This is a genomic window from Paenibacillus sepulcri, assembly GCF_042647105.1.
GTDB lineage: Bacteria > Bacillota > Bacilli > Paenibacillales > Paenibacillaceae > Paenibacillus_Z > Paenibacillus_Z sepulcri.
This window is the reverse complement of sequence record NZ_JBHRUP010000001.1, coordinates 1,111,289-1,126,652: the sequence shown is the minus strand read 5'-3', so window position 1 is coordinate 1,126,652 and position 15,364 is coordinate 1,111,289. Positions and strand designations below refer to the sequence as shown.

Annotated in this window: 14 protein-coding genes; 4 read left to right on the top strand and 10 right to left on the bottom strand. The window is 45.4% G+C overall.

The window, feature by feature from the left end; translation table 11 throughout:
- Positions 1 to 42: 42 nt before the first annotated feature.
- The 4 genes from ACFOLF_RS05070 (at position 43) to ACFOLF_RS05055 (ending at position 4,194) form a co-directional block, all read left to right on the top strand.
- The gene (locus tag ACFOLF_RS05070) at positions 43 to 909 is read left to right on the top strand and encodes a 3-hydroxyacyl-CoA dehydrogenase family protein (protein ID WP_379114595.1); all 867 of its coding nucleotides are present in this window, start codon (positions 43 to 45) and stop codon (positions 907 to 909) included.
- Positions 906 to 2,111: an acetate kinase gene (locus tag ACFOLF_RS05065; protein ID WP_379114587.1), complete on the top strand. Its 1,206-nt coding sequence runs from the start codon at positions 906 to 908 to the stop codon at positions 2,109 to 2,111. The genes ACFOLF_RS05070 and ACFOLF_RS05065 overlap by 4 nt, the downstream gene beginning before the upstream one ends.
- Positions 2,112 to 2,148: 37 nt before the next feature.
- Positions 2,149 to 3,444, top strand: a complete 1,296-nt coding sequence (gene asnS, locus ACFOLF_RS05060) for an asparagine--tRNA ligase (RefSeq protein WP_210041329.1) — start codon at positions 2,149 to 2,151, stop codon at positions 3,442 to 3,444.
- Positions 3,445 to 3,507: 63 nt separating this feature from the next.
- Positions 3,508 to 4,194: a DnaD domain protein gene (locus ACFOLF_RS05055; protein ID WP_210041327.1), complete on the top strand. Its 687-nt coding sequence runs from the start codon at positions 3,508 to 3,510 to the stop codon at positions 4,192 to 4,194.
- 911 nt (positions 4,195 to 5,105) lie between these two features.
- Here ACFOLF_RS05055 and ACFOLF_RS05050 read toward each other — a convergent pair.
- From ACFOLF_RS05050 to ACFOLF_RS05005, 10 genes are all read right to left on the bottom strand, one after another.
- Positions 5,106 to 5,750 (bottom strand): class I SAM-dependent methyltransferase, encoded by a 645-nt coding sequence (locus ACFOLF_RS05050; RefSeq protein ID WP_210041325.1) that lies wholly within the window; start codon positions 5,748 to 5,750, stop codon positions 5,106 to 5,108.
- Positions 5,751 to 5,919: 169 nt separating this feature from the next.
- A complete protein-coding gene (locus ACFOLF_RS05045) occupies positions 5,920 to 6,159 on the bottom strand; it encodes a hypothetical protein (protein WP_210041323.1) in 240 nt (79 codons plus the stop codon).
- 182 nt (positions 6,160 to 6,341) lie between these two features.
- Positions 6,342 to 6,851 carry a GNAT family N-acetyltransferase gene (locus ACFOLF_RS05040; protein ID WP_210041321.1) on the bottom strand — a complete coding sequence of 170 codons (510 nt, stop codon included), beginning with the start codon at positions 6,849 to 6,851 and terminating at the stop codon, positions 6,342 to 6,344.
- 42 nt (positions 6,852 to 6,893) lie between these two features.
- Entirely contained in the window at positions 6,894 to 8,024 is a 1,131-nt protein-coding gene (locus tag ACFOLF_RS05035; RefSeq protein ID WP_379114589.1) for a DegT/DnrJ/EryC1/StrS family aminotransferase, read from the bottom strand.
- A gap of 23 nt (positions 8,025 to 8,047) precedes the next feature.
- Positions 8,048 to 11,182 carry a glycosyltransferase gene (locus tag ACFOLF_RS05030; protein WP_210041319.1) on the bottom strand — a complete coding sequence of 1,045 codons (3,135 nt, stop codon included), beginning with the start codon at positions 11,180 to 11,182 and terminating at the stop codon, positions 8,048 to 8,050.
- The gene (locus ACFOLF_RS05025) at positions 11,179 to 11,349 is read right to left on the bottom strand and encodes a hypothetical protein (RefSeq protein ID WP_210041317.1); all 171 of its coding nucleotides are present in this window, start codon (positions 11,347 to 11,349) and stop codon (positions 11,179 to 11,181) included. The genes ACFOLF_RS05030 and ACFOLF_RS05025 overlap by 4 nt, the downstream gene beginning before the upstream one ends.
- A 532-nt stretch (positions 11,350 to 11,881) precedes the next feature.
- On the bottom strand, positions 11,882 to 12,004 hold the full coding sequence (locus ACFOLF_RS05020) for a hypothetical protein (protein ID WP_379114591.1): 123 nt from the start codon (positions 12,002 to 12,004) through the stop codon (positions 11,882 to 11,884).
- Between the two features lies 1 nt (position 12,005).
- Entirely contained in the window at positions 12,006 to 13,646 is a 1,641-nt protein-coding gene (locus tag ACFOLF_RS05015) for a glycosyltransferase (protein WP_210041315.1), read from the bottom strand.
- Between the two features lie 5 nt (positions 13,647 to 13,651).
- Positions 13,652 to 14,797, bottom strand: a complete 1,146-nt coding sequence (locus ACFOLF_RS05010; RefSeq protein ID WP_210041313.1) for a glycosyltransferase — start codon at positions 14,795 to 14,797, stop codon at positions 13,652 to 13,654.
- Between the two features lie 78 nt (positions 14,798 to 14,875).
- The gene (locus ACFOLF_RS05005; RefSeq protein ID WP_210041311.1) at positions 14,876 to 15,286 is read right to left on the bottom strand and encodes a hypothetical protein; all 411 of its coding nucleotides are present in this window, start codon (positions 15,284 to 15,286) and stop codon (positions 14,876 to 14,878) included.
- Positions 15,287 to 15,364: the final 78 nt, after the last annotated feature.

The following is a 15,364-nucleotide window of genomic DNA, read 5'->3' as shown; positions in this document are numbered from 1 at the left end:
CTCCTGAAAAAGAAGCATTGCTGGAGGATGACATAATTGATTATGCGTAAAATAGGTGTTGTAGGCGCCGGTACCATGGGTCAAGGCATTGCCGAAATGCTGGCCTTCCATGGCCTTGAAGTTTATCTGACTGAGCATTCGGAAGAAAAACTGTCGCAGGCGCTGCTTCAGATTGAGCAGAATCTTGATCGTCAAATTGAGAAATGGGCGCTGACCCAGGCGGAGAAGAAGCTGGCGCTGAACCGGATTCATCCTACCGGTGAGTTGGCCGAGCTGGCGGGATGCGAGCTTATCATCGAGACGATCACCGAGGATCTGGAAAGCAAGAAAATGATTTTCGAGCGGCTTGATCAGCTCTGCGGACCTGAGGTTATTTTGGCCAGCAATACGTCAACGCTCAGCTTGACGGAGCTGGCCAGTGTGACCCGATATCAGCAGCGCGTCATAGGCATGCATTTTGTCTATCCGGTTAACCGGACGGATCTGGTGGAAATCGTGCGCGGGTTGAAAACCTCGGATGAAACGTTCACGCAGACCAAAGATTTTGTTGAGCATGTCATTCAAAAGAAGGGCATCATGGTATTCGAATCACCGGGGTTCGTTACCACCAGGCTGATCTGCCTGTTTATCAATGAGGCGCTTCATGTACTGGAAGAAGGCGTCGCCTCGGCCGAAGATATCGACAGCGCCATGAGGATCGGCTATGCCTTCCAGAACGGCCCTTTCGAGATGGCTGACCGCTTCGGCCTTGATGCCGTGCTGGCGGCGCTTGAACGGATGTTCCGCGAATATGGCGAGCTGAAATACCGTCCTTCCATCGTACTCAAGAAAATGGTGCGCGGAGGCCAGCTCGGTGTAAAAAGCGGCGCAGGGTTTTTCAACTATGATAAGGATGGGGTCAGGCAGTGATTATACTTGTTATGAACGCAGGCAGCTCCTCGCTGAAATATCAATTGTACAATATGGTCAATGAAGCGGTGCTTGCTCACGGCAGCGTGGAGCGCATCGGAATGGATTCGTCGATCGTCACCCATGAAACTGCCGGCAAGCCGGAGACGCGGGACGTCAGCGAGATTCTCGATCATAATGCGGCTGTGAGGAAGGTCAGCGAAATGCTGACTCATCCTGAGCATGGGGTGATCCGCTCCCTGGACGAGATCAAAGCCGTAGGCCACCGGGTAGTGCATGGCGGTGAGAGCTTCAAACAATCGACCCTGGTAACGCAGGAGGTCAAGCAGGAAATCCGGCGGCTGTTTGATCTGGCACCCTTACATAATCCGCCAGCCATGATGGGCATTACGGCGGTGGAGACGAATATGCCGCAAGTGGCGCAGGTGGTCGTTTTCGATACCGCTTTTCATCAGACAATGCCGCAGGAAACCTTTCTGTACCCTATCCCTATGGTGCTGTACCGCCGCCATAAGATCCGCCGTTACGGGTTTCACGGGACGTCCCATAACTATGTCAGCCAGCAGGCGGCTGTGAAGCTTGGCAAGCCTCTGGAATCCTTGAAAATGATCACCTGCCATATTGGAAACGGAGCCAGCTGCGCCGCTATTATGAATGGACGCTCTTACGATACCAGTATGGGGCTGACGCCGCTTGAAGGCTTGATGATGGGGACGCGCAGCGGAGATCTGGACCCGGCTATTGTGCCGTTCACGATGAATAAGGAAGAGCTGACCTTGAACGAAGTGAATTCCATGCTCAACAAGCATAGCGGACTTCAGGCGATCAGCGGCATCAGCAGCGATATGCGGGAAATCACGGAAGCGATGAATGAAGGCGACAAGCAGGCGAAGCTGGCTTTTGACATGTTTACCTACAGGCTTCGCAAATATATCGGGGCTTATGCGGCGGGGATGAACGGATTGGATGTTCTTGTATTTACTGCAGGGATCGGAGAGAATTCGGTTGCTGTCAGGAAAGCGGTGTGCGATAATCTAACTTTCCTGGGGATTGAGCTGGATGACGGCCGGAATACAGAGCGTAGCAGGGAAGCCCGCTATATATCGGCAGAGAATTCGCGAGTGAGCGTGCTCGTTGTTCCCACGAATGAGGAGCTTCTGATCGCACGGGATACCTATCAATTGGCGAAGCCGCTTGCTTGAGAGAGGCCGCTTCCGCTACAAAGGACGGGATAAATAGATGAGAGCATTAACGACGATTGGACAATTGGCGCAGCATACCGGCGAATCGGCATGGATCGGCTGCTGGCTCGGCGGCAAACGCTCCAGCGGCAAAATCCAGTTTTTGCAGCTTCGCGACGGAACAGGATATGTGCAGGGCGTTGTAGTCAAAAGCGAGGTGCCGGAAGAAGTGTGGACAGCAGCCCAGCAGCTGACCCAGGAGAGCTCGCTGTATGTAAAGGGAGAAGTGCGTGCGGAGCCGCGCAGTCCGTCCGGCTATGAGCTGACCGTGCAGGAAATCGAGATCATCCAGCTCACGCAGGATTATCCGATTACCCCGAAGGAGCATGGGGTTGACTTTCTGATGGACCGCCGTCATCTGTGGCTGCGCTCCACCAAGCAGCGGGCGATTCTGGTTATCCGTGCCCAGATCATCCGGGCCATTCAGCAGTTCTTCGATGAGCGCGGCTTCACTCTGGTGGATCCGCCGGTGCTGACGCCGTCGTCATGCGAGGGTACGACGAATCTGTTTCATACCAAATATTTTGATGAAGACGCTTATTTGACGCAGAGCGGCCAGTTATATATGGAAGCGGCGGCTATGGCACTCGGCAAAGTGTATTCCTTTGGTCCGACCTTCCGGGCGGAGAAATCCAAAACGCGCCGTCATCTGATCGAGTTCTGGATGATTGAGCCGGAGATGGCATTTGTCGACCATGAGGAGAATCTGCGCGTACAGGAGCAGTTTATTGCTTATGTCGTGCAGTCGGTTCTGGCGAACTGCCGCCGGGAGCTTGAGACGGTGGGACGCGACGTCTCGAAGCTGGAAGCCATTCAGGCGCCTTTCCCGCGCATTACGTATGACGAGGCCATTAAGATGCTGAACGATCAAGGCTTCGAGATTCCCTGGGGCGAGGATTTCGGTGCCCCGCATGAGACGGCTATTGCCGCAAGTTTCGATCGTCCGGTATTCATCACACATTATCCGACCTCCTTCAAGGCTTTCTACATGAAGCCGGATCCAAACCGGCCGGAGGTTGTGCTATGCGCCGATATGATTGCTCCCGAAGGATATGGGGAAATTATCGGCGGCTCGCAGCGGATTGATGATCCGCAGCTGCTGGCGGAGCGCTTCGCCGAGCATGAGCTGTCAACGGAGGCTTACCAATGGTACCTGGATCTTAGAAAATATGGGACGGTACCCCATTCGGGCTTCGGGCTCGGTCTGGAACGGACGGTAGCCTGGATCTGCGGGCTGGAGCATGTCCGCGAGACGATCGCGTTCCCGCGCACCCTTTACCGATTATATCCTTAACTATATTGCTGACGACCGGTTCCAGCAGGCGGAATGACAGGTTGCAGGGCTGGAGGGCGACCTTTGAAAAATGAAATGTGGAAAGCATACGCCCGGGGAATGGCCGCCGCTATGAACAGCGGCGGCGTTGTTGTCCCTGCCGCGTTATTGCGCTCTTATAAGGCCATCGGCATTTCCGATGGCGATATGCTGCTGTTTATACAATTGATGAGCTTCAGGCAGCTGGAGCAGATTGATTTTCCCACCCCGGAGCAGCTAGCCGAGCGGCTCGGGACAAGCTCCAAGGCAGTGGGGCAGCAGCTTGGAAGATTGATGAAAGAGGGGCTGCTGATGATTGATGAAGATATGGACCCCATCAGCGGTATTCCGTCAGAGCGCTACAATTGGAACGGACTTATAATCCGCTGTGCCGAATGGCTTGCTGAGGAAGCCAAGCAGGCCATTCAGTCGGACCGCGGAAAGCGGCGTTCGGCCGCAGCGAAATCAGCAGATTTGTTCTCGGTGTTCGAGCAGGAATTCGGTCGTCCGCTGTCTCCCATGGAATGCGAGACGATCAGCGCCTGGCTGGATCAGGATCATTACGCGGAAGAGCTGATTCTTTTCGCCTTGAAGGAAGCTGTGTTTGCAGGCAAGCTTCATTTCCGCTACATTGACCGCATCCTTATCGAATGGAGCCGCAACCGGGTGACCAACACGGATGAGGCAAAAGCGCACACCGCAAAATTTCGCGGCGGCCGCGGTTCATCGTAACCGCGTGCCGTCTTTTTTTGTTTTATCCATTTCATTTCTCGACTCGACACTATGTTTGCCAACTATGTGTAATCAATAAATAGAGAGATTCAATAAATTCGCTCCAAGTAGTACATCATCTCTGATTGAAGAATAAAGTTTATCAACCTTGCAGGTAGTCGAGGAAAAGTTTTCTACTTTACGATAACTTATTACCTGGAATTCGCAATATAATGTCATCAGATCTTTCTGGTCGACCTTTAAATTAACGGTAGCCGGGGATTGAACATTTCGGCCCTTGGTAGTCGGATCCCGAGCTATTCCATTTCATCCCCCTACTTGTTACACCATGATTAGGCTGGTTGGGACAAAGATCCTTTATCACATGCGATCCTGTGGATAACAGAAGGCTAGGGGGTGCCGGCGAATATGAATCCTGTCATTAGTTTTAATGTATCGAAAGGAGAAAGTTATGCACAAGCTTTTTCAGATCGGGGAACCCTACTGAAAGACCTTCCGGTTTAAGCACGATTTGAGAGATTAGCTTCCTTGCTCTGTTACGTACAAGATCTAAAGTCCTTTACTAGGAAACGTCCTGCCGTTGTATTAGAAGATACGGGTCATTATCAAAGCCCTGTCAACAACGAAACGTAACAAGGAGAACCGGGACAACAAGCCCTCGAAAAGTGTGATGCCAAGGGTGCCATCACCATTGCTGATGCAAAGCGTTTCCGTTGCTGGGTGACCTCAAGGGTCTCACAGCCGAGCAGGTCATCAGGGAGGCGGGAAAATGGTATGCAGCGCGCGGGTGGACGTTTACTCAACTTCTTATTACAGCTCTTTCTATTGTAGTTCATCAAGGAGGAGGGATAGAGTATATGCTGAAGTGTGGAGAATCTGGCATTGCTGACAAAAAGGTATAACCAAAGTCTTTAATCCTTAAAAGTAATAGTTACTGCACATATTGGACTATCAAACATTTGTACATTGATGTCCGAAATTTTGCGATTATGAATTGAAGCGGCACTATGAACGTGATTTAAAAAGTCAGGCAAAGAATAAATGTTATTGTAAAACCCTTCCTCTAAATTATTAAATCGAATTTCCGTCTCATTGGTGTCAGAAAACCAACAAGCAATATATAAACGATCTCGTGCCACTCGAACCAATTCTTTGATTGGCGTTATAATTTCAGGTAAATGCTGTAATACGTGGATGCAAATTAAATTTGGCTGTGACTTATTTGCCAGTGCTAGATTAAATATATCCCATTTATAAAAACTTATATCAGGAAGCCTTGATCTTGCTATTTCAAGCATGTTTTCGGATATATCTCCACCTTGGTATTGATTCTTATTTACCACTCCCGTTGTCATTAATTCGTTAGCAATCAATCCTGTTCCACATCCGATTTCCGTTATTTTTGAGGGGGAATCAAGGATTTCCTGGATATGCTGGACAACCGTTTTTCTCCAGTTTTTTTCCATTTCTGTTGCTAGCCAATAATTATCTATTATCTTCGCATTATCACTTTTATCCCAATTCTGCCAATTCCGTTCTTTCTCTGAATTTTTCATGTCCATTCAATCCACCTACTTTTCATATAGTTACTCAACTTTGCAGCTTAAATTACCGAATACACCCTTGATGTACAAGGGCAAATCGGTCATTCACGCGTGGAGTTGACACAAACTGCTTGTTTGCCGTATTTGTTCATTGCTCAAGCCAAATTTAAGAATAACGTCATCAGTTGTTGAAGAGCGGTTGAGAAGTCCAGGTACGAACTTCATCCGCATAAAAGAAAATAGCCCAGATTGTACGCTTATCTCCTGCTTGTCGTCGCTCAAACCGGTAGACCACATCTTTGACTGGCAGCGAACTGCCGCGGCTGCTTTCCAGCAGGGGAAACCAATTCTTACCATCAGAAACAAGCGAGAAAAGTAACAGAAAGACAGCGAGCGCAGGGAGACCAAAAGACTTGAGCAAATCCCCACCTCTCGAAGCAGCTTGACGATTTTCAGGGAATGAAAAACAGCCGAAAAAAAGACTGTTCAGACAGGGAACGATTGTGTACCGTTGGATTTACACACCTTTCTATTTTTACATCAAGCTAATTTGCAGCTGCGAAGGCCGAGTTAGTTACTCTAGGAGTCTCTGAGGAGCCGTTTCTACAATATCAACTCCATTTGAATTAATTTCAGACTATTCTCCACGTTAACTCCATTATGTTTAAAGCCAATTTTTTGGTATATATGTTTTGCGTTTTCATTACCATCCAGGACCTGCAGATAAATATTTGTCAAACCAAGTTCTTCACCTGCAAAATTACAAAGCCCTTTGACGATTTCCGTACCGTAACCATTTCCGGATAATTGTTTGCTTCCGATCATTAATCTTCCAAATTCAGCATTATTATAAATTCTGTTTATTCGGTACAACCCAGCAGTACCTACGGGAATATGCTGTTTTTTTTCAAAGGCCAAGAGCATGATATCATTATCGTTCTTTAAATACTTTCTGAACCAATTATTCTGTTGTTGGGTTGTAATTATATTTTGATCGATAAAATTTACTCTGATATGATCCTGATTTCTCCATTGACGAATCAGCTCAAGGTCTTTCCAGCTCAGCGGTAAATAGAGTAGACGGTCAGTTTCAAACGTATAACTATGGTCCATTTAAATCCTCCCTGCAGTGGAGTGAGAAAAAAATATCTCAAATTAATTGCAATATTTAATTACCTGTTGACAAATATAGCAAACATCATGCTTTGTCATTTTCAAATGTAGTGGAAGCGATAAAATACGATCTGACAATCTATGAGCATTAGGACAAGTATTTTGTGCGTAAGCATACATTTTATACTCCGTATTATCACGATAATGAACACCAGGAAATATATCACTTTCATTTAATGCTAAAAGTAACTGGTCTCTGTTATTGACTTCAATTACATAGAGATGACTTGAAGATTCACAGCCATCTGCTACAGCTACCGTTTTAATCCGATCTTTGACATTATTAAATCCGTCATCATACCATTTGGCTAATTGTCTCCTATAGGCATTATCCTGATCCAAATATTTTAATTGCACGAGTGCAATCCCGGCCATGATTGAATTTCCATGATATTTATATCCAACATATTCGACATCATATTTCCACTTATAGGCACCTTTATCAGTCGTTCGTGAGTACGTGTCCTTATTTATACCCAACCAAGATAATTTCCTGCAGATTTCATCATGCTTCTTTTCCTTAAAACATATCATTCCAGAATCGGCTGTAGGTAAGTTCTTTACTGCTTGAAATGAATAGACAACAGCATCTGCTTCCTTACCGGGAATCTCGCCGTTTAATCTGGTACCTGACATATGTGCAGCATCAAGGACAAGTTTCAAGTTATACCTTTTGCATAATTGCACGATTTTCTCATACTGACCAACGTTGCCTCCCATCCCGACAAATAGGACAGCCTTTGTTTTTGTTGTAATTTTTTTCTCAATATTAAGCGGGTCTAAGCAAAGGTATTCATCTACATCTGCAAATACAACATTTAATCCTTCATACACAATGGCATGATTAGAAGATACAAAGGTTAATGGGGTAGAAATAACTTCATCACCATCAACCCATTTATTTTCCATTTTTAATATTTTAAATGCCAAACTCAATCCTACAGTCGCAGAGTTCAGGAAATGAGCGTTTTCAAACCCGGTATAAGCCTTCCACCTATCCTCAAACTCAACCGTTTTAAATCCCAGCCCAGTCCATCCCTTTTCCAGGCATTCTCTAATTTCAGCTAAACATTCTTCTATTCTAAAGGTAGGGGAAAATAGTTGTATGGACATGATCATCACCTCATCCTAAATAATTACCAATTATTATCAATCATCCATTTGCGTCTATTCGGAACGATGATATCGGACTCATGAATCGTATTAATTTGTGTTCCAGGTTTTATTGCCTGCAAATAAAAACATATATTATGAACGACATTAATATGCTTTTGCCGGGCAAGCTCTTTTTCAGCTTCGCTTAAGTTTTTATAAGCCGGGAAATAATCAAATTCGATTTTTAAACATCTAAATTCAGCAGCCGTAAATGAGTTTGCAGAAGCTTTCAAGCCCCAAGTCGGGGTGAAATGATACTTCCAAAGATGCTCCGGTAAGCAATGAGTAGAGATTTCACTTGAAAAGAACCGGAAGCTGTGTTCATTGAAATTTTGGACGTGAAAAATATTTGCCAAATTTATATGCGAGTTATAGTAGGGCACACATACAAAAAACTGTGCATTCGGTTTTAAGACACGCCAAGCTTCCGAAACAATATGCTGAAGATTTTGTATGTGCTCAAGGGCATGATAAGTAACTGCATGCTCGATTGAGTTGTCATCAAAAGGTAGTCGATCTGTATTGAAATCCATTACCCAATCGACTTGGGAACCCTTATAAACATCTAAACCAAAATAATTTGCCTCTTTATCGTTGCCGCATCCCAAATCAATTTTAATTACTTTACCTATAAGAGAAGACCACTTCTCTTCAACAGCTAAATAGCTCTGCGTTAGGTCCTTAAAATCTTGTACATTGTCCTTGTTAGCTTCTATTGCATATTTCAAATGATGTAAACATGAGTCTACAGCTGCCTTGTATTCCTGTATTTCTTTAAAATAACCATGATTAGGGGATTCCACTATTTGATGCGCAAAATCAATATAGCCTTCAATACTTGCCCTTGTTGTGTTAGACACCTGTTCTGTATGAGCTCTTAAATAACTCAATACATCCGATACATAAACCATATTCCCTACGGAAAGTAAACTCATCCAACTCGCAAGGTCTACGTTGTTTTTATATTGTCTGCCCCCAAATACGCCAAACGGTTCTTTTAAGCTTTCTTTTCTAAATAAAACAGTGGTTGGCTCACCAATAACATTCATCAAATCTTTGCATATAAATTCACCAAATTTAATTCCTTCTACGATTGTATCTCCCTCAAATAATTTTTTGGTTTCTTCAATTTCAGGCAATTCATTACCCAGTTCATCGATACGTTGTCTATATGAAGTGACTAATGAAATCTCTTTTTGCGTATCATTTAAAAAGTACCACATCATTTTCTCTATTTTATTTATATGGAATAGATCATCATCCATCAAATAATTGATGTATTCGCCATGAGAAAGCTCAAAGCATTTACGGAAATTTAATACACCGCCCAATGTGGATTGATTCTTATAGTACCTGATGCGGTTAGCTGAGGAGCTTAAATAAGGTTGAATCATTTGCTGCACTTCGTCATTCGTACTATCGTCACAAATAATAATCTCAATATTTTTATACGTTTGGTTTAATACACTTTGTAAGGCTAACTCTAAATATTGAGGTCTATTATAAGATGGAATAAGAACACTTACTAATGGCTGCTTATTTAGCAATTCTTGAAGTTTCTGAGTTAATTGATGCTGAAAGAACGCAATTTGCTGGAAATCTGAGCTTCTTCTATATTCCTCACTAATACCGTTTACAATATCACTCATATAATTCAAGCAGTTCCCGATAGCTTGCACATAGTGCGCTTCATTCGAAAAGAAACCAAGTTGCGGTGCTTTCAAGATTTGGTGGGCATAATCGAGCATACCCGCCACCAGCATTTTTTCTGAGTGCTGCTGCTGTTCTCCATGGATTCTAAAATAGCTTAATGATTCAGGAATATAAATGATATTACCTTTAGAAAGCAGTCTCATCCAAGCTGCCATATCTACATTGCAGCCATATTCTCTGCCTAAAAAAGTGCCGAACGGTTCTTCCAAATCTTTTTTTCTAAAAAGCGCTGTTGTAGGTTCTCCAATATAATTAAACGGTACAGACCGTAACATAAAGCTTCCGAATTCGTAGCCATCGATTAAAGTATTCTCGTTGAAAAGTTTACTGGTTGAACGTATATCCTGAAGGGAATTCCCATGATCATCAATTAATTGTCTATGTGATGTAACCAGAGAAATTTTCATATCAGCACAATCAAGAAAGTAATTCATCATTTTCTCAATTTTATGGGGGTGAAACAAATCATCATCCATCAGAAAGTTGACATATTCTCCCGTTGCAAGCTCCATACACTTTAAATCATTTTGTACTGGTCCAAGGTTTTGTTCATTTTTAAAATAATGAATGTTCTTATAGGTTTGTAAATAGGCCTGGATTAATTGCTGGGTCTGGTCATTGGTACTATCGTCACAAACGATAATCTCTATATGTTTATAAGTCTGTTCAAGAGCACTTTTTAACGCCAACTCAAAATAACGGGGTCTGTTGTAAGTTGGGATCATCACACTAACAAGTGGAAATAGCTGCGCGGCGTACTCTTCCAGAAATATCGCTCTATTCTCATCAAATCCGTTGCGAACGTTAACTACTCCGCAATCGTGGATACACCATGGGTTTTCTTGCTTCGGCACGCCAACTTCATAACCAGCCTTCATAAACTCAGCCGACTGCGAGAGATCGTAATAATGCCACCCTTTTATAAGATCCTCTCTCCAAGGCACATCATACTGTGTAATCATCATAAACCCATCTATACCCGTAACCTGTACATAATCCGAGTGCACATCTTGGAAAACCAGCAATTCCATCGTTCCGGTGTGACTATCATAAACTTTCCCAAATTTTTTCCTAGCTTCCCACCAGATACCGTTAATCGGAATAGTGGCTCCAACCATGCCTAGAAGACCTAAATTGGGATGCGTTTGAAACAAAGCCAAACAATCAAATATAAAATTTTTGTTGATAATTAACGTATCCTGATGAAGATATACCTTATATTTAGCATCCGAATGGTTCATTGCAACGTTATAACCGCTAGTAATGCTTTCTGCTTCCGTTATTGCTATCTTATCAGTTATAAAACCTTCCGGTACAAGTAACGAGTCTATAGATTTAGCGGACTCCGCGTATTTCCTTTCATCATTCACACAATAGATAAAACATATTTTGCTATTATTCATCGAATATTTCCCTCACTTGTTCCGAAATTAAGTTCAATGCTAGAAGCTCTAAAACATATATGATCTCCGGCAGCGCCGCACATTTCTTTATGAATAGCTTCAAACCATTGATCAGCCTGTTCGTGAAGCGAACAATAAGGAGAAATAGAAATTTCATCTTGTTCCATATCAAATTGTCATACAAAGGTTCTAGCGCCTTTGGCATAAGCAATCGTAAGTGAGGAAGACCATTCTTGATATTCATACGTGAAAAAGCCGATGGTATGTTTTGGATTCCGGTTTCTGAAGAAATCGATCTGATTCAGCTTCAGTTCACCGTCTTCGGTGGGTTAGATGGAGACGCAATGGTTGATTGCTGCCGGAATTTTTTTATTCTCCAAATATGCTGTCAGCTCCACATTTTGTAAGGTAGAACCACCCGTTGAGGAACAAAATATTAATGCCTTACGCTCCTCCGTCACTTCCAATCTATGATTCCTGCGTACTTCTGGCTTGGGTGACTGTCCCCTTGACATGAAAATGTGCTGTGGGTAGGTTTAGAGAGGACACTGAATAACATAAGGGTTCTAATCCATCATATCAGTGTGATCTGAGATAAAAGCGATAGTCCAATTATTGCTCCATTTCCACCCCCTCGATATCGAACTTGAGAGTAGCGGGTTCACGTCTTTCAACACTCCATCGAGAGTCACACTTAGCTTACTCCCCATGTACCGGGATTGTTGTCACAAGCAGCCAAGGAGATATCAAACACTCCTCATATTTGGCTTCATCGTTAACGAAGCTGATGACGGTAATTTTCCGCAGGTCGGTGCTGTTCATACTAGCATATTCCCCCCAGCAGTTTTCGAAGAAGCTCTTCTTTCGAAGAAAAGAATCCGTTTTGAACCAGAATGTCTGCGACGATAGAAGCCGTTTTCGAAGGAAAGACAAGATCCTGCCCGATAACTTCGGCCAAATCCAGTTCGTTGAATTCTTCCCGGCGAAACATTTCAATCAGTTCCGTACGGCTTTCTTCCATTTCAATATCCCATTCGATCCGGCGGACTACGGATTTCAGCCTCTCATTGGCTTCAGTCCGTGCTGTTGTGATTAGCGGCTGTTTCTTATAGGCTTTCACCAAATATTGATACGTGCGCCATTCTTCATGCATCTCGCTGCCCAATAGACCCGCCATGTTCTCCATCCATGTCTCGTCTTCCTCCGAAGGCTGGATGATGTTGCGGCGGAACTGCAAGTAGCCATAACCGGTTCCGGCGAATAAGCGCTCGATGCTGCTGCGGGTAAAGAATCGAAGATTCGTCACGTCCAGAAGCCCTCTATCCGTATAATTCCATTGCCCCTTCAGCAGATCGCGGATCACCGAATAATGGCCGACATTCGGAATGCTGGCCAGCAGTTTGCCTTCTTCTTTCAGAAGCGGAAGTACCTTCTGGACAATATTCCAGGGTTCCATTAAATGCGCAAGCACATCCGCACAAATGATATAGTCAAAATAAAGCCCGGGATATTCGATATCCATTGTTTCGATATTTCCGGTGCGGACCTTTGCAATTTGCGAGGCAATATCAGCTGCGCTCGAATTCAACTCGATCCCGTGCAGCTCGGCATTCGGATACCAATTTTTAAGCTCGAGCAGCGTAGCTCCGCAGGCACAGCCGATTTCAAGCACACGAAGCGGCTCCGCTGAAGGCTCGTCGAGAAGCTGTAAAATTTCATGACGGATCAGCAGGGAATATTCCGGGCTGAAGCCCCATTTCTCATTAAACTTCTGGCTATTGGTTTGCATAAGCCCGTAATAAGCCTGCGGGTCACCCCTGAATGAGGCGCTGCCTTCGTGATGGATGAATGTATCCGTGCAAATCATAAGCCGGTAGCCGGCATTGCGGATACGAAGACAATAGTCGTCATCCTCGTAATTGCCTGGCGTGAACTGCTCATCCATGAAGCCGACTGCATCGTAAACCTCTCGCTTCATCAGCAGGCAAAAGCCGATCAGCTTGAGGCGTTCCTCCCATTTCGAAGGATCAGAACGGTTATATTGTTCGGCGAACGGGATCATCTCATCCAACGAGCTGTAAGGCACTTGAAGGGCCGAATAATAAGCGGCAGCGTTGGTGACGGGACCAACCGCGCCGATTTCTCCGCTGCTGTAAAGGCAGGCGAGAAGCTGGTCGAGCCATCTTGGCGTGAGCACCGTATCATTGTTGAGCAGGAGCAGATTCTCTCCCGTGGCCAGCTCCATCCCTTGGTTGCAGCCTTTCGGAAAACCGAGATTTTCTTGATTATAGACGACCTTAAGGTCCGGTTGATCTTGAAGCCACTTCACGGTTCCGTCGTACGAGCCGTTATCGACCACAATCAGTTCATAAGCATCCGGCGGCGTATATGCCCGAATGCTCTCTAAGCACTTCTGTGTATAAGGAAGTCCGTTACATGTCAGGACTATGATGCTCGTCTTCACGGGGATCATCCGCCTCCTTCGTTTTTAATTGCCGCCGTTTCTGCCGGAGCCTTGGTTTCTGCAGCTTTCAGTGACCGGAGAGCGCCTTCCAACTGGCTTTTGTTGGCAAGCAGATTCGCATCGCCCGGCAAGTATTCAAGAGCTTTTTCAGTATGTTCGCAGGCTTTGTCCAGCTGACCGAGCTTCCCGTAACAGATTGCGAGCTGCACGTGCGGAGCCCAGGTCCAGCATATTTTGTTCATTAATCCGAAATGGTTCGGGGGCATTTCCCGTGTGAGCGCCATCTCATACCAAAATATGGCCTTCTCGTAATCGCTGTGCTCCTCGTGCCAATAGGCAATTCTGCAGCAAATATCCGCGCGGGGGAGGTCATACTCGAAGGATTTGAGCAGGCTCTGCAGTTCCTTCTTCGCATCGCCTTTTGCATGATAACAATGCGCAAGCTGTCCGCAGGCTGCGTGGTGGTCTTCAAAATAATCGACTTCTCTCCTTAAGAAGGATTCATAGCTGTCAATCGCCTCATCCCAGCGTTTGTGATCCATGAGCTCATTAGAATAATAGAAATGGACCCGGGCGCTCATGTTCCCCTGTTCTTTGCGGATCGTTTCTTCCAGTATCGAAATATTCCGAAGCGGGTCTTTATGCTCGCGCATTGGCGCGTGGGTAACTTCAATGCCGGAAGACAGCGCCCTGCCGTCGACAACGAGCACTTCATGCACAGGGTTGACCCATTGAAAACTGCGCGCACGTTTAACCAGCCGGTTGCGGCGTGTGAACAGCTGGGCATTTCCCTGAAAGTCCCGGGACAGGACGTAATCCATCAGGACCGTATCGTAATCGGAAGTCAGGTCGTTTTTCAATTTCAGGAACGCCTGCCGGTCCTTCTCCAGGAAAACATCATCCGCATCGAGCCAGCAAATATAATCCTTGGCAGCATGGCTGAAGGAAAAATTGCGGGCTGCGGCAAAATCGTGAATCCATTCGAAGTCGTATATATGATTCGTATACCTGGATACGATTTCTTTCGTATGGTCCGACGATCCGGTATCGACGATAATGATTTCGTCCATCAAATCCGCAACCGAATCGAGACATCGTGCGATCACCTTCTCTTCATTACGCACGATCATGCATAAACTGACCGAAATCAATTCAATCCACCCTTTCCAGTGCGCAAATAGGTAAAAAATGAAGCTACACGGTCTAGGCCGTATAGCTTCTTTGAAGAATTAGACCGTTGAAGAGGCAAGTCCCCAGAACACTTCGGGGCCGACCCGTGATGAACCAACGACGGCACTGCTTATAAAAGCAGAGTAAGTCGTTTGTGCAGCGGCGGGAGCCAAAAGGTCTTGTGCGGTAAAGCTGCGTGTATTAACGCCTGCAATACCAGCTGTGAAGATGGCGGAATAAATAATGGTGTCTGTAATCAAGGTTCCGCGAACAACCTGGACAGCAACGGTGGTACCTGCAACTAGAGCGCTGAATCCGATTGTTCCTGTAAGATCCACAATCGGGTTCGCGACGCTGCGGGTTTGCAGACCGATAACTCCGAACAATGCCGGAGCTGCGGTAAGCGCAACGTTGATGGAGCCGGAAGCATTCGCATTCATCGAGCTGCGTTGATCAAGAAAAGTTCCCATGCTGATTTCCCCCTTTCCTCGTAGATCATACATGCTATTCCAAGTTCTCCGTAATGGAGTAGGCCAAGAATGGCCTCT

What these genes read in the sequence shown, in the direction of transcription:
- ACFOLF_RS05030 (WP_210041319.1), bottom strand. Translation starts at nt 11,182, where the DNA reads ATGAATAATAGCAAAATATGTTTTATCTATTGTGTGAATGATGAAAGG.
- ACFOLF_RS05050 (WP_210041325.1), bottom strand. Translation starts at nt 5,750, where the DNA reads ATGAAAAATTCAGAGAAAGAACGGAATTGGCAGAATTGGGATAAAAGT.
- ACFOLF_RS05040 (WP_210041321.1), bottom strand. Translation starts at nt 6,851, where the DNA reads ATGGACCATAGTTATACGTTTGAAACTGACCGTCTACTCTATTTACCG.
- ACFOLF_RS05005 (WP_210041311.1), bottom strand. Translation starts at nt 15,286, where the DNA reads ATGGGAACTTTTCTTGATCAACGCAGCTCGATGAATGCGAATGCTTCC.
- asnS (WP_210041329.1), top strand. Translation starts at nt 2,149, where the DNA reads ATGAGAGCATTAACGACGATTGGACAATTGGCGCAGCATACCGGCGAA.
- ACFOLF_RS05025 (WP_210041317.1), bottom strand. Translation starts at nt 11,349, where the DNA reads ATGGAACAAGATGAAATTTCTATTTCTCCTTATTGTTCGCTTCACGAA.
- ACFOLF_RS05035 (WP_379114589.1), bottom strand. Translation starts at nt 8,024, where the DNA reads ATGTCCATACAACTATTTTCCCCTACCTTTAGAATAGAAGAATGTTTA.
- ACFOLF_RS05070 (WP_379114595.1), top strand. Translation starts at nt 43, where the DNA reads ATGCGTAAAATAGGTGTTGTAGGCGCCGGTACCATGGGTCAAGGCATT.
- ACFOLF_RS05020 (WP_379114591.1), bottom strand. Translation starts at nt 12,004, where the DNA reads ATGAACAGCACCGACCTGCGGAAAATTACCGTCATCAGCTTCGTTAAC.